Consider the following 18,625-nt stretch of genomic DNA (forward strand, 5'->3'; position numbering starts at 1 on the left):
CCGGGACCGACTCGCCTCACCCTCACCAGAGAAAGTGATGAATCAATGAAGAGAATCGCTCTTGCGGCAGCCACGGTGGCCGCCGTCACGGCACTCGCGCTCACCGGCTGCTCGAGCTCCGGGCGCGGCGGCGACGCGACCGCATCGGCGGGCGCGGCGGCGGGCTTCGCCGCGGACGCCACGATCGGCATCGCCCTGCCCGACAAGACGTCGGAGAACTGGGTGCTCGCCGGCGGTCTGTTCGAGGACGGTCTGAAGGCGGCCGGCTTCAAGGCGGACGTGCAGTACGCCCCGGCATCCAACACGGTCGCCGAGCAGCAGAACCAGATCTCGGCCATGATCACCAACGGCGCCAAGGTCATCGTCATCGGCGCCAAGGACGGCAAGCAGCTCGGCACGCAGCTGCAGCAGGCGGCGGATGCCGGTGTCACGGTGATCGCCTACGACCGCCTCATCGAGAACACGCCGAACGTGAACTACTACGTCGCGTTCGACAACTTCAAGGTCGGCGAGCTGCAGGGCCAGGCCCTGCTCGACGGCCTCGAGAAGCGCTCGGGCCACGGTGCGCCGTGGAACGTGGAGCTGTTCTCCGGCTCGCCCGACGACGCCAACTCGGCGGTCTTCTTCAACGGCGCCATGAAGGTGCTGCAGCCGAAGATCGACGACGGCACCCTCAAGGTCGTGTCGGGTCAGACCGACATCCAGCAGACGGCCACGCAGGGCTGGAAGGCCGAGAACGCGCAGAGCCGGATGGACTCGCTCCTCGCCGCCAACTACACGTCGGCGACGATCGACGGCGTCCTGTCGCCGAACGACACGCTGGCGCGCGCCATCATCACCTCGGTGAAGCAGGCCGGCAAGAACATCTCGCAGTTCACCGTGACCGGTCAGGACTCCGAGGCCGAGTCGGTCAAGTCGATCATGGCGGGCGAGCAGTACTCGACCATCAACAAGGACACCTCGCTGCTGGTCGCCCAGACCATCAAGATGATCCAGTCGCTCCAGAAGGGCGAGGCGCCGGAGGTCAACGACACCACCCAGTACGACAACGGTGTCAAGGTCGTCCCGGCGTACCTGCTGCCGCCTGTCATCGTCACCAAGGAGAACGCGGCCGAGGCCTACGCCAACAGCCCGAAGCTCCTCGAGATCGTCAAGGCCGCCCAGTAAGCGACCCTGCCTCTCACGACGGCCCTCGCTCTGCGGAGCGGGGGCCGTCGCCGTTCAGCGCGGCAGCCAGGCGGGAGCGTCGCCGCCCCATTCCCGCGGCGCGGCGAAGCGCAGGGGAGCGCCCGCGTAGGCGATCGCGGGAGCCGCCGTCACGACGCTCCGGCCGCGCACCGTGAAGCGCTGCAGATGGCGATCGGGGTCGGGGACGGGGGCCAGATCGTCCACCCCCGGTCGTGCGCGCGGCATCCCCAGGAGCTCGGCGGCGATGCGCCGCAGCGACGTCTCGACGAGCCAGCTCCCGCCCTCCTCGCGCCGGCGGCGTAGCGTCGCCATCGTGTGGGCGGCCAGCAGGTAGCCCGCCGTGTGATCCAGTGCCTGCGCCGGGAGGGCTCCGGGAACGTCGGCCGTCGTGGACTCGATCCACGAGATTCCCGATGCCGCCTGGACGAGACTGTCGAAACCCCGCCCTCCGCTCTCGCCCCAGGCGCTCAGCCGTACGACCACGACACCCGGCCGCAGTGCGGCCAGTGCGTCGGGCGACAGGTCCAGGCGCGTGAGCGCGGCCGGACGATAGCCCAGCACGATCGCGTCGGCATCCGCGGCGAGGCGCCGGAACACCGCGCGATCGGCGGGACGGTCCAGGTCGAGGAGGGTGCTCCTCTTGCCGTGGCCCGTGTCGAGGTGCTGGGCGGCCGGCTCGGGCAGACGGGGGGAGTCGACGCGGAGGACGTCGGCGCCCAGGAGTGCCAGGGTGCGCGTCGCCACCGGGCCGGCGATGACGCGGGTCAGATCCAGCACGCGGATGCCGCGCAGCGGCGCATCGGCGGGCGACGCGCGCCCGGAGCGCGGGGCCGCCGCCCCGATGCGTGTCACCGACACCGCGGGGGAGGCGCGCAGGCGCTCGTCGGTGGCGTGCTGCGCCGGGACGACGGCGACGCACAGCCCGCCCGCGGCCGTGATCGACGCCTCCGCGTGCGCCGTGGAGAGCGTCGCCAGCCGCTCCCGCACCCGCTCGGCATCATCCGCGGCGGCGGAGGCCTCGGCCGCGCCCGCGGCGTCGATCCCGAGGGCGGAGCGCAGCGCGCGGGCGTGGTGGGGATAGTTCGCGTGCGTGCGCACCCAGCCGTCCCGCGTGCGGAAGAAGCCCGACAGCGGGGCGAACGCGGTGATCGGTGCGTCGTCCAGACGCATCCACCGCTCGCTCGTGTACGCGACCGTCACGGCAGCCGGATCCGGGTCGACCGGCGCCGCGCCCGCCCATCTGGCGGCTTCGTCGCCCGCGGCGCGGACGGCCGCGCGGGCGAGGCGGCCGACGGGGAGACGCGCGTGGAGCGGACGGGTGTCCATGTGGGGAGCCTACGACCCGCGACGCCGCAGGACGGCGGCGCGGAGGGCGCGACACGCCCGAGATGCAGCCCAGATTTGCCCGATGTCGGCACGCCGCGTAAGTTATTACTTGTTCGCCCCACAGGGAAGAGCGAAGGGCCGGAAGGCCTCGCCCCCTCAAGCGGAGAACCACCCCCATCCCAAACCTCTCGGTAGAGAGAACAGGACTTCTGGTCTAGGATGGGAATCCTCCCTCCTCGAGATCGTCGCAGACGGATCGTGGGAGTGAGTGCGGCAGACGCGAGAGCGACTCTGCCGCCGCAGCGAGTCCTGCGTGGACCCTCCTTCGGGATGTGTCCGTGCCGAGCTCGTCGCACACGTGACGTTGCCCCGTGAAGAGAGCCGAGAGGCTGGAACACGGGAGCATCCGATCCTTGAGAACTCAACAGCGTGCACTTGTCAAATGCCAAATAACCTCGTCTCAGCTTCGGCTGGGTGAGATTCCTTTGGATCAAGTCCAGCCTCTTTTGGGGTTGGCGTATGGATTGTCAGTAATGGCATCCTTTTGGTCAGTTTCGAACTCGCTGCATCGTCGTTTTCCCGGTGGTGTATGCATTTTTTCTTTTTGGAGAGTTTGATCCTGGCTCAGGATGAACGCTGGCGGCGTGCTTAACACATGCAAGTCGAACGGTGAAGCCCAGCTTGCTGGGTGGATCAGTGGCGAACGGGTGAGTAACACGTGAGCAATCTGCCCCTGACTCTGGGATAAGCGCTGGAAACGGCGTCTAATACTGGATACGAGCTGCGATCGCATGGTCAGTAGCTGGAAAGATTTTTTGGTCAGGGATGAGCTCGCGGCCTATCAGCTTGTTGGTGAGGTAATGGCTCACCAAGGCGTCGACGGGTAGCCGGCCTGAGAGGGTGACCGGCCACACTGGGACTGAGACACGGCCCAGACTCCTACGGGAGGCAGCAGTGGGGAATATTGCACAATGGGCGCAAGCCTGATGCAGCAACGCCGCGTGAGGGATGACGGCCTTCGGGTTGTAAACCTCTTTTAGCAGGGAAGAAGCGAAAGTGACGGTACCTGCAGAAAAAGCGCCGGCTAACTACGTGCCAGCAGCCGCGGTAATACGTAGGGCGCAAGCGTTATCCGGAATTATTGGGCGTAAAGAGCTCGTAGGCGGTTTGTCGCGTCTGCTGTGAAATCCCGAGGCTCAACCTCGGGTCTGCAGTGGGTACGGGCAGACTAGAGTGCGGTAGGGGAGATTGGAATTCCTGGTGTAGCGGTGGAATGCGCAGATATCAGGAGGAACACCGATGGCGAAGGCAGATCTCTGGGCCGTAACTGACGCTGAGGAGCGAAAGGGTGGGGAGCAAACAGGCTTAGATACCCTGGTAGTCCACCCCGTAAACGTTGGGAACTAGTTGTGGGGTCCATTCCACGGATTCCGTGACGCAGCTAACGCATTAAGTTCCCCGCCTGGGGAGTACGGCCGCAAGGCTAAAACTCAAAGGAATTGACGGGGACCCGCACAAGCGGCGGAGCATGCGGATTAATTCGATGCAACGCGAAGAACCTTACCAAGGCTTGACATACACCAGAACACCGTAGAAATACGGGACTCTTTGGACACTGGTGAACAGGTGGTGCATGGTTGTCGTCAGCTCGTGTCGTGAGATGTTGGGTTAAGTCCCGCAACGAGCGCAACCCTCGTTCTATGTTGCCAGCACGTAATGGTGGGAACTCATGGGATACTGCCGGGGTCAACTCGGAGGAAGGTGGGGATGACGTCAAATCATCATGCCCCTTATGTCTTGGGCTTCACGCATGCTACAATGGCCGGTACAAAGGGCTGCAATACCGTGAGGTGGAGCGAATCCCAAAAAGCCGGTCCCAGTTCGGATTGAGGTCTGCAACTCGACCTCATGAAGTCGGAGTCGCTAGTAATCGCAGATCAGCAACGCTGCGGTGAATACGTTCCCGGGTCTTGTACACACCGCCCGTCAAGTCATGAAAGTCGGTAACACCTGAAGCCGGTGGCCCAACCCTTGTGGAGGGAGCCGTCGAAGGTGGGATCGGTAATTAGGACTAAGTCGTAACAAGGTAGCCGTACCGGAAGGTGCGGCTGGATCACCTCCTTTCTAAGGAGCATCTGGCACTCTTTGGGGTGTCCAGGCGCCGGATCAGGGCCGAATGTGTCTTGCCGGTTCGCTCATGGGTGGAACGTTTGATGAGGTGTGGGGGAGTGATCTTCGAGTTAGTACGGCCTTCGGGTTGGGAAAGCTGGGGGTGAGTGAGCCGGCACATGCACGCTGTTGGGTCCTGAGGGACCGGATGCGCTCTGATCTTCGGATTGGGAGCAGACGAACCTCAGGACTCTTTCTGTTGCCGGCTGGTGCTGGTGCGGGGAGGGTACCGCCCGTACTTTGAGAACTACACAGTGGACGCGAGCATCTTCGAGATGAGTAATCATCTCGTGAAGATGATCTTAAAGATCATTAGTCAATTTCGATTGACGATTCAAACTCATGTGATTTCAAGTCTTTAAGAGCAAACGGTGGATGCCTTGGCATCTGGAGCCGAAGAAGGACGTAGCAATCTGCGATAAGCCTCGGGGAGTGGATAAGCACACTGTGATCCGAGGGTGTCCGAATGGGGAAACCCCGCTGGGCGGCGTGCCGACCCAGTGACTCCCGCCTGAATATATAGGGCGGGTAGAGGGAACGTGGGGAAGTGAAACATCTCAGTACCCACAGGAAGAGAAAGCAACCGCGATTCCGTTAGTAGTGGCGAGCGAAACCGGAACAGGCTAAACCGAGTACGTGTGATATCCGGCAGGAGTTGCGTATTCGGGGTTGTGGGACTTTTCTGGTTGTTCTGCCGAGCAGCCGGCGTTACAAGAAGGTATAGACGAACTGGATTGAAAGCCAGGTCATAGAGGGTGCCAACCCCGTAGTCGAAATGTCTCTCTTGGCGCGAAGAGTATCCCAAGTAGCACGGGGCCCGAGAAATCCCGTGTGAATCTGTCAGGACCACCTGATAAGCCTAAATACTCCCAGATGACCGATAGCGGACAAGTACCGTGAGGGAAAGGTGAAAAGTACCCCGGGAGGGGAGTGAAATAGTACCTGAAACCGTTTGCTTACAAACCGTTGGAGCCTCCTTAGTAGGGGTGACAGCGTGCCTTTTGAAGAATGAGCCTGCGAGTTAGCGATACGTGGCGAGGTTAACCCGTGTGGGGTAGCCGTAGCGAAAGCGAGTCTGAATAGGGCGATTCAGTCGCGTGTCCTAGACCCGAAGCGAAGTGATCTATCCATGGCCAGGCTGAAGCGACGGTAAGACGTCGTGGAGGGCCGAACCCACTTAGGTTGAAAACTGAGGGGATGAGCTGTGGATAGGGGTGAAAGGCCAATCAAACTTCGTGATAGCTGGTTCTCTCCGAAATGCATTTAGGTGCAGCGTTGCGTGTTTCTTGCCGGAGGTAGAGCTACTGGATGGCCGATGGGCCCTACAAGGTTACTGACGTCAGCCAAACTCCGAATGCCGGTAAGTGAGAGCGCAGCAGTGAGACTGTGGGGGATAAGCTTCATAGTCGAGAGGGAAACAACCCAGACCACCAACTAAGGTCCCAAAGCGCGTGCTAAGTGGGAAAGGATGTGGAGTTGCTCTGACAACCAGGAGGTTGGCTTAGAAGCAGCCACCCTTGAAAGAGTGCGTAATAGCTCACTGGTCAAGTGATTCCGCGCCGACAATGTAACGGGGCTCAAGCACGCCACCGAAGTTGTGGCATTGACATTATTGGTAGGCCTTCGTGGTCCAGCCGTGTTGATGGGTAGGAGAGCGTCGTGTGGCCAGCGAAGCGGCGGTGTGAACCAGCCGTGGAGGCCACACGAGTGAGAATGCAGGCATGAGTAGCGAAAGACGTGTGAGAAACACGTCCTCCGAAAGACCAAGGGTTCCAGGGTCAAGCTAATCTTCCCTGGGTAAGTCGGGACCTAAGGCGAGGCCGACAGGCGTAGTCGATGGACAACGGGTTGATATTCCCGTACCGGCGAAGAACCGCCCAAACTAATCCAGTGGTGCTAAGTGCCCGAATTCCTTTGTATCGATCCCTTCGGGGTGAGAGCGTTGGAGCTAGCGCATGACCCCATGCTGGTGCGGTTAGCGTATTAACAGGTGTGACGCAGGAAGGTAGCCCAACCCGGGCGATGGTTGTCCCGGGGCAAGTGCGTAGGCCGAGTCATAGGCAAATCCGTGACTCTTACAGGCTGAGACACGATGCGGATAAAAAGTGGGTGATCCTCTGCTGCCAAGAAAAGCATCGACGCGAGGTTCTAGCTGCCCGTACCCCAAACCGACTCAGGTGGTCAGGTAGAGAATACCAAGGAGATCGAGAGAATCGTGGTTAAGGAACTCGGCAAAATGCCCCCGTAACTTCGGGAGAAGGGGGGCCATCCACTTATATGAGCTTGCCTCAAAAAGGGTGTGGTGGCCGCAGAGACTAGTGGGTAGCGACTGTTTATTAAAAACACAGGTCCGTGCCAAGTCGCAAGACGATGTATACGGACTGACGCCTGCCCGGTGCTGGAAGGTTAAGAGGACCGGTTAGCCGTAAGGCGAAGCTGAGAATTTAAGCCCCAGTAAACGGCGGTGGTAACTATAACCATCCTAAGGTAGCGAAATTCCTTGTCGGGTAAGTTCCGACCTGCACGAATGGCGTAACGACTTCCCAACTGTCTCAACCGCGAACTCGGCGAAATTGCACTACGAGTAAAGATGCTCGTTACGCGCAGCAGGACGGAAAGACCCCGTGACCTTTACTACAGCTTGGTATTGGTGTTCGGTGTGGCTTGTGTAGGATAGGTGGGAGACGTTGAAGCGGTGACGCCAGTTACCGTGGAGTCATTGTTGAAATACCACTCTGGTCACTCTGGATATCTAACTTCGAACCGTAATCCGGTTCAGGGACAGTGCCTGGTGGGTAGTTTAACTGGGGCGGTTGCCTCCCAAAAAGTAACGGAGGCGCCCAAAGGTTCCCTCAACCTGGTTGGCAATCAGGTGGCGAGTGTAAGTGCACAAGGGAGCTTGACTGTGAGACTGACAGGTCGAGCAGGGACGAAAGTCGGGACTAGTGATCCGGCAGTGGCTTGTGGAAGCGCTGTCGCTCAACGGATAAAAGGTACCTCGGGGATAACAGGCTGATCTTGCCCAAGAGTCCATATCGACGGCATGGTTTGGCACCTCGATGTCGGCTCGTCGCATCCTGGGGCTGGAGTAGGTCCCAAGGGTTGGGCTGTTCGCCCATTAAAGCGGTACGCGAGCTGGGTTTAGAACGTCGTGAGACAGTTCGGTCCCTATCCGCTGCGCGCGTAGGAAATTTGAGAGGATCTGACCCTAGTACGAGAGGACCGGGTTGGACGAACCTCTGGTGTGCCAGTTGTTCTGCCAAGAGCACCGCTGGTTAGCTACGTTCGGGATGGATAACCGCTGAAAGCATCTAAGCGGGAAGCCGGCCTCAAGATGAGATTTCCATGCCTTCGGGCGAGAGGCTCCCAGCCAGACTACTGGGTTGATAGGCCGGATGTGGAAGCGTGGCAACACGTGAAGCTGACCGGTACTAATAAGCCGATGACTTGATAACACACCGTTTTGGTGCTTGCGTCCACTGAGTGGTTCTCGATGTACGGTCGAGAACTGCACAACTGATCTTCGATCGTTGTGTGCTTGATGAAACATCAATAGTGTTTCGGCGGCCATAGCGTGAGGGAAACGCCCGGTCACATTCCGAACCCGGAAGCTAAGCCTCACAGCGCCGATGGTACTGCAGGGGGGACCCTGTGGGAGAGTAGGACACCGCCGGACTTCATTTCAGGAAATGGCCACCCAACGCTGGGTGGCCATTTCCCGTTAACAGACGCGTCGCGTGACGCGGCCGTCGTCGTCGCGGCGACTATCGTGGAGGTATGTCGATGGATGGCGACGACCAGCAGCTGCGCCGCGAGGATCTGCTCTCCGCCCTCGAGGTGATCGAGGAGCAGCCCCTTCGCGAGCGCGCCGCCGCCTACGCCGCCCTGCACGACGAGCTGGCGCGCCGCCTCGAATCCGGCCCGCGCGACGGCGGCCAGTGACGGTGCGGTTGGATGCGGCCCTCGCCGCGCGAGGGCTGTCGCGTTCTCGCACCCAGGCCGCGCGGGACATCGAGGCCGGTCTGGTCACCGTCGACGGTGTGGCGGTCGTCAAGCCGTCGACGCCGGTCGCGGACGATGCGGTCCTGGCGGTGGCCGGTGCGGACCACTACGTGAGTCGTGCCGCGCACAAGCTCATCGCGGCCCTCGACGCCTTCCCGATCCGCGTCGACGGACGGCGGTGCCTCGACCTGGGGGCGTCCACGGGCGGCTTCACCCAGGTGCTCCGCGAGCGCGGGGCGGCGCACGTCCTCGCCGTCGACGTCGGACACGGGCAGCTCGCGGCCTCCGTCGCGGCCGACCCCGGCGTGACGGTCGTCGAGGGCTTCAACGTCCGCTACATGACGCCGGCAGCGCTGGCCGCCGCATCCGGCGACGATCGCGTGCCCGAGGTGGTCGTGGCCGACCTTTCGTTCATCTCGCTGGGGCTCGTCCTCCCGGCGATCGCGACGCTGGTCAGCGCCGCCACCGACATCGTGCTGCTGATCAAGCCGCAGTTCGAGGTCGGTCGGACGGGGGTGCGTGAGGGCCTGGTCACCGACCCGGCCGCCCGCGCCGACGCCGTCGCGGGCGTGCTGTGGGCGGCGTGGGACCTGGGGCTCGGCACCGCCGGCCTCATCGCCTCGCCGCTGGCGGGCACGCACGGCAACCGGGAGTACCTCGTGCACCTCCGGCCGATCGCCGCCGCCTCTGTCGACCGCCCGGCGACGGCCGGCAATCCGACAGAATGGCTGAGGACGATCGATGAGCTGACGGGAGCGGTATGACCGACGCGACACGTACGCGCGACATCCTGGTGGTCGCCCACGCCCGGCGAGACGACACCGTCGCGGCCGCTCGTCGCGTCATCGCCGCGCTGACCTCGGCCGGTGCGCGGCCGGTGCTCGCCGTGGACGATCCCGAGCTGGTCGCGGCCCTGACCGATCTCGGTCCGCTGGCGGCCCTGGGCACGGATGTGCACGTCGCCGACGTCGAGCTCGCCATCGTGCTGGGCGGTGACGGCACCATCCTGCGTGCGGCCGAACTGGTGCGCGACGGCACGGCGCCGATCCTCGGCATCAACATGGGCCATGTCGGCTTCCTCGCCGAGATCGAGCCGGACGACATCGACGACGCCATGCGCCGCATCATCGCGCGCGACTATCAGGTCGAAGAGCGGATGACCCTCGCCGTGCGCGTGAAGGATGCTGACGGCGCCGTGATCTACGACACGTGGGCGCTCAACGAGGCCACCGTCGAGAAGGCCGCGCGCGAGCGCATGATGGAGGTCGTCATCGAGATCGACCGCCGCCCGCTGTCGAGCTTCGGCTGCGACGGCGTGGTCATCGCGACTCCCACGGGCTCGACGGCGTACAACTTCTCCGCCGGAGGGCCGGTGATCTGGCCCACCGTCGAGGCGATCGCGGTGGTCCCGCTCTCGGCGCACGCCCTGTTCGCGCGCCCCCTGGTCGTCGGCCCGGAAGCGACGGTGGCGATCGAGGTCCTCGCCCGCACCGACGGCACCGGCATCCTCTGGTGCGACGGGCGGCGGTCCCACGACTTGCCGCCGGGCGCGCGCGTGGTGGTGAGCCGATCCGCTCAGCCGGTGCGGCTGGCGCGTCTGCACCCGGCACCGTTCACCGATCGGCTGGTGCGCAAGTTCCAGCTCCCCGTGACCGGCTGGCGGGGCCCCGCCGAAGGGTCGGCGGCCGTGGCGGCGGGGGAGGGCTCGACGTGATCGAGCAGATGACGTTGCGCGATCTGGGCGTGATCGCTCAGGCGACCCTCCCGATGGGGCCGGGGTTCACCGCGATCACCGGTGAGACCGGTGCGGGCAAGACCATGGTGGTGACCGGACTCGGGCTGCTCCTCGGCGCCCGCTCGGACTCGGGCGTCGTGCGCGCGGGGGCCGCTCAAGCGGCCGTAGAGGGCGTGTGGGTGGTGCCGGATGCCGGTGCCGTGGCCGACCGCGTCGCGGAGGCGGGCGGCGAGGTGGAGCCGATCGGCGACGGCCTCGCCGAGCTCTACCTGGCGCGCACCGTGACGGCGGAGGGTCGCAGCCGCGCCAGCGTCGGCGGGCGTACGGCGCCGGCCGGCGTGCTCGCCGACCTCGCCGAGCAGCTCGTCGTGGTGCACGGCCAATCCGATCAGCTGCGTCTGCGCTCCGGCGCCGCCCAGCGCGACGCCCTCGACCGCTTCGGCGCCGCGGAGATCCTCCCCGCGTGGGAGGCATACCGCGAGGCATACACCGCGTTGCGCGAGCTGTCGGCGCAGATCGCGGACATCACCGGCCACGCGGCGGAGCGCGCCGCGGAGGCCGAACGGTTGCGCGCGGAACTCACGGAGATCGAGCAGGTCGATCCGCAGCCCGGCGAAGACCTCGAGCTGGCGCAGCGCGCCGAGAGACTGGCCAACGTCGAAGAGTTGCGACAGGCGGCCGCGATCGCCCACGATGCCCTCTCCGGCGGCGGCGAGGCGCCGGATGTCACGCTGCTCGTCACGGAGGCGCGGCGCGCACTCGACCGGGCCGCGCGCAGCGACACGATCCTCGCGGGTCACGCGGCGAGCCTCGACGACATCTCGTACCGCGTGGCCGACCTCGCCACCGAGCTGAGCGCGTACCTCGCCGACCTCGACGACTCGGGGCCGCACGAGCTCGCCGCGGTCGAGGAGCGCCGGGCCGCCGTCACCGCCCTGGTGCGCGCGCACGGCACCCTCGACGCCGCGCTCGAGCTGGCGCGCACCGGTGCGTTCCGTCTCGCCGAGCTCGACGACGACGGTGAGCGCATCGCCCGCCTGCGGGAGGAGGAGGCCGAGGCCGCCGCCGCCCTCGACGCCCTCGCGTCCCGCCTCACCGCCGCGCGCCGCGCCGCGGCCGTGCGCCTGGCCGACGCGGTCACGCAGGAGCTGCACGCGCTCGCCCTTCCCGACGCGCGCGTCGTCGTCGCCGTCGAGGAGGCGGCACCCACGGCATCCGGCCGCGACGACGTCACGATCCTGCTCGCGCCGCATCCGGGCGCGGAGCCCCGTCCCGTCGCCAAGACCGCCTCGGGCGGCGAGCTCAGTCGCGTCATGCTGGCGATCGAGGTCGTCATCGCGGGCTCCGGCGGGGTTCCGACGTTCGTGTTCGACGAGATCGATGCGGGCATCGGCGGCGCGGCGGCGATCGAGGTCGGTCGACGCCTCGCGCGGCTCGCCGAGACGAGCCAGGTGATCGTCGTGACCCACCTCGCGCAGGTCGCCGCGTTCGCCTCCAACCACCTGAGCGTCGTGAAGTCCGGCGACGGCTCGGTGACGGCGTCGAGCGTGCGTGCGCTCGTGGGCGCCGATCGGGAGGCCGAGATGGCGCGCCTGCTGTCCGGCCTGTCGGATTCGACCACCGCTCTCGACCACGCCCGGGAGCTTCTGAGCCTGGCCCACTCCGGGCTGATAGGATGAAAGCCCGTGACGGACACTCATTCAGCAGGTAAGACGGCGGGCAAGACTTCGAACGACACCACCAAGCACATCTTCGTGACGGGCGGTGTCGTTTCGTCGTTGGGGAAGGGCCTGACCGCCGCCTCCCTCGGGAATCTGCTGACGGCGCGCGGACTGCGCGTGGTGATGCAGAAGCTCGACCCGTATCTCAACGTCGATCCCGGGACGATGAACCCGTTCCAGCACGGTGAGGTCTTCGTCACCGACGACGGCGCGGAGACCGACCTCGACATCGGCCACTACGAGCGCTTCCTCGACATCGAGCTGAGCCAGGCGGCCAACGTCACGACGGGCCAGATCTACTCCCAGGTCATCGCGCGCGAGCGCCGCGGCGAGTACCTGGGCGACACGGTTCAGGTCATTCCCCACATCACCGACGAGATCAAGCGTCGGATGCGCCTGCAGGCCGATGAGACGCCGAAGCCCGACGTGATCATCACCGAGATCGGCGGCACCGTGGGCGACATCGAGTCGCAGCCGTTCATCGAGTCGGCGCGCCAGATCCGTCACGAGCTCGGACGCAAGAACGTCTTCTTCGTGCACGTCTCCCTCGTGCCGTTCATGGGAGCCTCGGGCGAGCAGAAGACCAAGCCGACGCAGCACTCCGTGGCGGCCCTGCGCTCCATCGGCATCCAGCCGGACGCCCTCGTGCTGCGCAGCGACCGTCCCGTCACCGAGTCGAACAAGCGCAAGATCGCGCTCATGTGCGACGTCGACGAGGATGCCGTCGTCAACGCGATCGACGTTCCCTCGATCTACGACATCCCCACCATGCTCAACGAGCAGGGACTCGACAGCTACATCGTCGACGCGCTGGGGCTGTCGGGCAAGGCCGCCGAGGTGGACTGGACGCGCTGGAGCAAGGTGCTCGACGCCGTCCACAACCCCAAGCACGAGGTGACGATCGGCCTCGTCGGCAAGTACATCGACCTGCCCGACGCCTACCTGTCGGTCACGGAGGCGCTCAAGGCCGGAGGCTTCGCACAGGAGACGAAGGTCCAGGTGAAGTGGATCGCGTCCGACCTCTGCGAGACGCCGGAGGGCGCCGAGAAGGCGCTGGGCGCGCTCGACGGCATCGTCGTGCCCGGCGGCTTCGGCATCCGCGGCATCGAGGGCAAGCTCGGTGCGCTGCGTTTCGCGCGCGAGCAGGGCATCCCCACGCTCGGCATCTGCCTGGGTCTGCAGTGCATGGTGATCGAGTACGCGCGCCACGTCGCCGGCATCGAGGGCGCCTCCTCGAGCGAGTTCGACCCCGACACCACGCACCCCGTCATCGCCACGATGGCCGAGCAGGTCGACATCATCGACCGGGGCGACCTGGGCGGCACGATGCGGCTCGGCCTGTACGAGGCCGAGCTCGCCGAGGGGTCGCTGGCCGCCGAGGTCTACGGCGCGGGCCGCGCGAGCGAGCGCCACCGGCACCGCTACGAGGTCAACAACCGCTACCGCGACCAGATCGCCGAGGCGGGCATGTGGTTCTCGGGGCTGTCGCCCGACCACGGGCTCGTCGAGTACGTCGAGCTGCCGCGCGACGTGCACCCGTACTACATCGCGACCCAGGCCCACCCGGAGCTGCGCTCGCGCCCGACCGAGGCCAACCCGCTGTTCCGCGGCCTCATCGCCGCGGCGCTGGAGCGGCACCGCGCCAGCGAGCTGTTCGAGGTCGAGCGTGACTGACGCGTCACCGCTCGCGGACGACCCGGTCGAGGCCGCGGTCGTCCGCACCGAGACGCCGTTCGTCGGGCGGGTGTGGAACATCCGCCGCGACGAGGTCTCCTACAACGGCGAGTCCATCGTGCGCGAGTACATGGACCACACCGGGGCCGTCGCGGTGCTCGCGCTGGACGATGAGGACCGCGTGCTGCTGATCAAGCAGTACCGGCATCCGGTGCGCCTGCGCGACTGGGAGATCCCGGCGGGCCTGCTCGACATCGCGGAGGAGTCGCCGCTCGTCGCGGCGCAGCGTGAGCTGGCCGAGGAGGCGGACCTCGTGGCGGCATCCTGGCACGTGCTCGGGGAGTTCATGACCTCGCCCGGCGGCAGCGACGAGGCCATCCGCATCTACCTCGCACGCGACCTGCGCGCGGCCGACGAGACGTTCGCCCGGGAGGCCGAGGAGGCCGACATCGAGGTGCGCTGGGTCGCGCTCGACGAGGTCGTGGACGCCGTCCTCGACCGGCGCGTGCAGAACCCGTCGCTCATCGTGGCTGCCCTCGCGGCGCAGGCGTCGCGCGCGCGGGCGTGGTCGACGCTGGCGGCGGGAGACGCTCCGTGGCCGCGGCGCCCGCGGGCCATCGGCGAGAGCGGACCCGCGGTCTCGCGGTGAAGGTCGACCGCGCGATCGACGCCTACCTGAGGCACATCACGATCGAGCGCGGCCTGTCGGAGCATACCGTCGCGGCGTACCGCCGCGACCTGTCCGGCTACCGCGCGTGGCTGTCCGCGCAGGGCGTCGAGGAGACGGCGGAGGTGACGCCGGCGCTCGTGGCGGCCTTCGCCGCGGAGCGCGCGTCGGCCGTGCCCCCGCCCGCGGCGACGTCGCTGGCGAGGCTGCAGTCGTCGGTGCGTGGGCTGCACCGCTTCCTGGTGCGCGAGGGGATCGAGCAGGCCGACCCGAGCGATCGGCTGCGGCCGCCGAAGACGCCGCAGCGACTGCCGAAGGCACTGTCCATCGACCAGATCGAGGCGCTGCTGGATGCCGCGGGCCCCGCGCCCGGAGCCACCGGCGACACCGACATCATCCGACTGCGCGACCGGGCCTTGCTGGAGCTGCTGTACGCGACCGGCGCGCGCGTCTCGGAGGTCATGCAGCTCGACGTCGACGACGTCGCGGGCTCGGGCGGCGAGGTGATCCGCGTGCGCGGCAAGGGGCGCAAGGAGCGGATCGTGCCGGTCGGCTCGTACGCGCGGGCGGCCCTCGACGCGTATCTCGCCCGCGCCCGCCCGGAGCTGTCGCGGCGGGGTCGCGCGACCGCGCGCCTGTTCCTCGGTGCGCGCGGCGCGCCGCTGTCGCGGCAGGGGGCGTGGCTGATCATCCAGGACGCGGCGGGGCGCGCCGGTCTCACGGCGCACGTGTCGCCGCACACCTTCCGACACTCGTTCGCGACGCACCTGCTGCAGGGCGGCGCCGACGTGCGGGTCGTCCAGGAACTCCTCGGCCACGCGTCGGTCGCCACGACCCAGATCTACACCCACGTCACGGTCGACGCACTGCGCGACGTGTATCTCACCTCTCACCCCCGCGCCCGCTGATTTTCTCCGGCGCATCGGGCGGTTCCCGCCGCGGACGGCGAGGGACGATGGCGGGATGAACCGCGAGAGCATCCCCGCCGGGCACCGTCCCGGACGCGCGCTGTCCGTCTGGTGGATCGTGGCCGGTGCGACCGGCGGCATCGTGGCGTTCCTGCTCTACCTGGAGTACATCGGCCAGCTGACGGGGGCCACGCCGCTGATCAGCTGCAGCATCAGCCCGATCGTCACGTGCGGCCCCAACCTGCTCTCGCCCGGCGGCAACCTGCTGGGGTTCAGCAACTCGATCATCGGCATCATGCTCTTCTTCGGCCCCATCTACGCGGGTGCCGCAGCGTTCGCCGCTCCGGCGGGTCTGCGGTCGTGGTTCTGGCGCGTGTACGGGCTGTTCGTGGCGGGCGCCTTCGTGTTCGTGCACGTCCTGGCGTACCGGAGCGTCTTCGAGTACGGCTCGCTGTGCCCCTGGTGCATGGTGATCTGGCTCGTCACGATCCCGCTCTTCTGGACCGTCACCGGCTGGACGCTCCGCGACGGGGTGTGGGGGAGCGGGCCCGGTGTGCGACGCGTCGGGGCGGCGGTGCTGTCGTGGCTGCCGCTGATCGTGGTGGCGGACTACCTGGTGATCGCCGTCGCCGCCCAGCTGCGGCTGGACGTCATCGGCAGCCTCTTCTGAGGCCGGAGCCGGGTCGGCGCTCGATCTTTCACGGCGGAAGAGGCGGCGCACGGCCGGGTGGTCCGACCACAATGGGCCGCATGGATGCCGCCGGTCGCCCCGAACGCAAGGGCCTGTTCGGCAGACGCGGTCGCGGCGCCGACGCGCAGCGAGACGCCGCCGCCGAGGCCCGACCCGGGTTCGCCTATCTTCCCGAGGGCGAGGTCTACCTCGATTCCGCGTGTCAGACGCTGCGGCCGCAACCGGTCATCGACGCCGTGCAGGACTACTACCTGCACAGCAACGCCTGCGGCGGGCGCGTGCGGTACGACGCCGGCCGGCGGGTGGATGCCGAGGTGGCGCGCACCCGCGAGCGGACCCTGGCCGCCCTCGGGCTCACGTCGCGGCGGCACGCCTGCGCCTTCACGCTCAACACGACGTACGGTCTCGGGCTGCTCCTGGCGGGTCTGCCCGCGGGAGGGCACGCCCGGATCGTCACGACGGCCACCGAGCACAACGCCGTGTTCCTGTCGACCATCGCGGCCGCGCGTCGCCGCGGCATCCCGCGCATCGTCCTGGAGCGCGACGACGAGGGCCGCGTGCTCACCGACGAGGAGGGCCTTCGGGACGCGATCGTCGTCGTGTCGGCGATGGACAACGTCGCGGGCGTCGTCACCCCGGACCTGCCGGAGCTGATCGCGTCGGCGCATCGCGTCGGCGGCATCGTCATCGTCGACGCCGCCCAGGCGGCCGCCCATGCCCTCGAGACCCTCCGCGGTCTCGACGCCGACGCGGTCTGCTTCTCGGCGCACAAGATGTACGGTCCCTCGCTCGGCGTCGTCGTCGCCACGCGGGAGCTGCTCACCGCGTTGGATCCCGTCATCGTCGGCGGCGGCCAGGTGAGCGCCGTCTCGGCCGACGACTTCACCCTGCTGCCCGATCCGCACACCCGCCTCGAGCCCGGCCTGCAGGCGTGGGCCGAGATCATCGGTTTCGGCGCCGCCCTCGACTGGCTGGCCGGGTTCCGCAGCGCCGCCGGCGAGTCGCTCGAGGTGCACGAGCAGCGTCTCGCGACGCGCCTGTACGACGGGCTCGCCGCCCTGCCGCGGCTGCGCATGATCGGCGACGCGCCGACGCCGGTGATCTCGATCCTGCCGGAGCGGGTCGACGGACACCGGCTGGCCGCGTTCCTGGCGCACGCCGGCATCTCCGTGCGCAGCGGGTCGTTCTGCGCCCACCACTGGTTGATCGAGCGGCGGGGGTTCGGACCCCTCGTGCGCTTCAGCCTCGGGGCGCACAACACCGACGCCGACGTCGATCGCACGCTCGAGGTCATGACCGCGATGATGGCGGGGTTGTGACGTGGTCTGCATCGTCGCCTTCATCGTCGTCCTGGTGCTGTCCGCGGTCTCCGCGAAGTACCGCCGGCTGCTCGGTAAGGCATGGGGGTGCGCGTGGCGCCGGGTGACGCTGCGCCCCTGCGACACCACGTTCCGCGACGACGTCAAGAACTCGCTGCTGGCTCCTCTGGCGGTGCGCGCGCCGCGGCTCGTGCGCCCGGCGAGCATCGCCATCGAGGTCGTCGCCTGGATCATGGTCCTGAGCCTCATCGTCAGTCTCTATCTGCTCGGCCGCAGCGGTCTCAACCTCTTCGTCTACGGGACGTGCGACAAGCAGAACGCCCAGGCGTGCACGCTCGCCGCGCAGGCCTGCTCGATCGACGCCGTCGAGCCGGGCTTCTGGGAGTCGATCGGCACCGGCGACGTCCTCGGCGCGTTCGGCCGCGAGTTCGCCTCGGTCGGAGACACGATCGCCACCGTCCCGAGCCGGCTGCGCACGTGGGATGCCGAGGACTTCGCGTCGCCCGACGCCACCTACCTCGGTGGTCGCGTCGACGGACGGCCGACGGCGCTCGACGTCCTCGACCCCGGATGCCGCTTCTGCGCCGAGCTCTTCCGCAACATGCGGGAGGCGGGCTTCGACGAGACGCACAACGTGACCTACCTCGTCTATCCGATCCGCGGCGGCTTCGGCGACAAGTTCGCCAACTCGCACCTCATCGCGACCTACCTCACGGCCGTGCGCGCCTTCGAGGCGCAGCGGACGGCGGCGGACGCCGCGGCCGACACAGCGGAGGTCGAGACGGGCGACTGGTTCATCCTCGAGCAACTGTTCACGACCGAGACCGCCGACGGTCAGCCGACGCAGGAGTGGATGAACGCCGCGTCCGCGGAGGCGGCGACCGCCCGCCTGCACGAATGGCTCGGCCTCGACGGCTACACCCCCGCGCAGATCGAGCAGATCGCGCAGCTCACCACCTCGCCCGAGGTCGCGGCATCCCTCGCGCACACCCGTGACGTCGTCGAGGACCAGATCCGCACCGTCTCGATCCCGTCGCTGATCGCGGGAGGCGGCTTGCACGCGGGCCTCATGGACGTCGACACCCTGCGGGGCCTCGGCTGAGCCGACCCCACCCTGTGCGAGAATCGAGGAGCACGGCGGCGCACGTCCGCCAGGCCCTGGGAAGGGCATCACGGAGCAGGAGTGTCGGTGGCGGAGAAGACGCGGGGGACGAAGAAGGCCCTC

At 66.9% G+C, this 18,625-nt stretch carries 12 protein-coding genes and 3 rRNA genes; 14 read left to right on the forward strand and 1 reads right to left on the reverse strand.

What is annotated here, in order from left to right; translation table 11 throughout:
* Window positions 1-45 precede the first annotated feature (45 nt).
* Window positions 46-1,167 (forward strand): sugar-binding protein, encoded by a 1,122-nt coding sequence (locus tag KY498_RS00440; protein WP_061782151.1) that lies wholly within the window; start codon window positions 46-48, stop codon window positions 1,165-1,167.
* Window positions 1,168-1,221: 54 nt separating this feature from the next.
* Here the strand turns inward: KY498_RS00440 and KY498_RS00445 are convergent, their stop codons facing one another.
* A complete protein-coding gene (locus KY498_RS00445; RefSeq protein ID WP_191008753.1) occupies window positions 1,222-2,514 on the reverse strand; it encodes a CoA transferase in 1,293 nt (430 codons plus the stop codon).
* Between the two features lie 601 nt (window positions 2,515-3,115).
* On the opposite strand from KY498_RS00445, the gene KY498_RS00450 reads away from it, so the two are divergent.
* The 13 genes from KY498_RS00450 (at window position 3,116) to KY498_RS00510 (ending at window position 18,502) form a co-directional block, all read left to right on the forward strand.
* Window positions 3,116-4,638, forward strand: a 16S ribosomal RNA gene (locus KY498_RS00450).
* 393 nt (window positions 4,639-5,031) lie between these two features.
* A 23S ribosomal RNA gene (locus KY498_RS00455) occupies window positions 5,032-8,138 on the forward strand.
* A gap of 104 nt (window positions 8,139-8,242) precedes the next feature.
* Window positions 8,243-8,359: ribosomal RNA gene (gene rrf / locus KY498_RS00460) — 5S ribosomal RNA — on the forward strand.
* The 16S, 23S and 5S rRNA genes sit together here, the layout of an rRNA operon.
* A gap of 101 nt (window positions 8,360-8,460) precedes the next feature.
* Window positions 8,461-8,625 (forward strand): hypothetical protein, encoded by a 165-nt coding sequence (locus tag KY498_RS00465; RefSeq protein ID WP_191009711.1) that lies wholly within the window; start codon window positions 8,461-8,463, stop codon window positions 8,623-8,625.
* Complete coding sequence (locus tag KY498_RS00470; protein WP_191008752.1) at window positions 8,622-9,449, forward strand: TlyA family RNA methyltransferase; 828 nt, start codon at window positions 8,622-8,624, stop codon at window positions 9,447-9,449. Before KY498_RS00465 ends, KY498_RS00470 begins: the two co-directional genes overlap by 4 nt.
* Window positions 9,446-10,399, forward strand: a complete 954-nt coding sequence (locus KY498_RS00475; protein ID WP_191008751.1) for an NAD kinase — start codon at window positions 9,446-9,448, stop codon at window positions 10,397-10,399. Before KY498_RS00470 ends, KY498_RS00475 begins: the two co-directional genes overlap by 4 nt.
* Window positions 10,396-12,099, forward strand: a complete 1,704-nt coding sequence (gene recN / locus KY498_RS00480; RefSeq protein WP_191008750.1) for a DNA repair protein RecN — start codon at window positions 10,396-10,398, stop codon at window positions 12,097-12,099. The genes KY498_RS00475 and recN overlap by 4 nt, the downstream gene beginning before the upstream one ends.
* A 6-nt stretch (window positions 12,100-12,105) precedes the next feature.
* Window positions 12,106-13,815, forward strand: a complete 1,710-nt coding sequence (locus tag KY498_RS00485) for a CTP synthase (RefSeq protein WP_191008749.1) — start codon at window positions 12,106-12,108, stop codon at window positions 13,813-13,815.
* Complete coding sequence (locus KY498_RS00490) at window positions 13,808-14,464, forward strand: NUDIX hydrolase (protein WP_060960705.1); 657 nt, start codon at window positions 13,808-13,810, stop codon at window positions 14,462-14,464. The genes KY498_RS00485 and KY498_RS00490 overlap by 8 nt, the downstream gene beginning before the upstream one ends.
* Window positions 14,461-15,390, forward strand: coding sequence for a site-specific tyrosine recombinase XerD (gene xerD / locus KY498_RS00495; protein WP_101307248.1), 930 nt, complete (start codon window positions 14,461-14,463; stop codon window positions 15,388-15,390). The genes KY498_RS00490 and xerD overlap by 4 nt, the downstream gene beginning before the upstream one ends.
* 55 nt (window positions 15,391-15,445) lie before the next feature.
* The gene (locus tag KY498_RS00500; protein ID WP_191008748.1) at window positions 15,446-16,060 is read left to right on the forward strand and encodes a vitamin K epoxide reductase family protein; all 615 of its coding nucleotides are present in this window, start codon (window positions 15,446-15,448) and stop codon (window positions 16,058-16,060) included.
* Between the two features lie 80 nt (window positions 16,061-16,140).
* The gene (locus KY498_RS00505) at window positions 16,141-17,400 is read left to right on the forward strand and encodes an aminotransferase class V-fold PLP-dependent enzyme (protein WP_191008747.1); all 1,260 of its coding nucleotides are present in this window, start codon (window positions 16,141-16,143) and stop codon (window positions 17,398-17,400) included.
* A 1-nt stretch (window position 17,401) separates the two neighbouring features.
* Window positions 17,402-18,502: a hypothetical protein gene (locus KY498_RS00510; protein WP_101306536.1), complete on the forward strand. Its 1,101-nt coding sequence runs from the start codon at window positions 17,402-17,404 to the stop codon at window positions 18,500-18,502.
* The last annotated feature ends 123 nt before the right edge of the window (window positions 18,503-18,625 follow it).

The sequence above is a fragment of the Microbacterium sp. PAMC21962 genome, assembly GCF_019443465.1.
Classification (GTDB): domain Bacteria; phylum Actinomycetota; class Actinomycetes; order Actinomycetales; family Microbacteriaceae; genus Microbacterium; species Microbacterium hominis.

Excerpts from the sequence above, each read along its gene's own strand:
- KY498_RS00475 (WP_191008751.1), top strand. The coding sequence starts at position 9,446 with ATGACCGACGCGACACGTACGCGCGACATCCTGGTGGTCGCCCACGCC.
- KY498_RS00445 (WP_191008753.1), bottom strand. The coding sequence starts at position 2,514 with ATGGACACCCGTCCGCTCCACGCGCGTCTCCCCGTCGGCCGCCTCGCC.
- KY498_RS00465 (WP_191009711.1), top strand. The coding sequence starts at position 8,461 with ATGTCGATGGATGGCGACGACCAGCAGCTGCGCCGCGAGGATCTGCTC.
- KY498_RS00500 (WP_191008748.1), top strand. The coding sequence starts at position 15,446 with ATGAACCGCGAGAGCATCCCCGCCGGGCACCGTCCCGGACGCGCGCTG.
- KY498_RS00505 (WP_191008747.1), top strand. The coding sequence starts at position 16,141 with ATGGATGCCGCCGGTCGCCCCGAACGCAAGGGCCTGTTCGGCAGACGC.
- KY498_RS00440 (WP_061782151.1), top strand. The coding sequence starts at position 46 with ATGAAGAGAATCGCTCTTGCGGCAGCCACGGTGGCCGCCGTCACGGCA.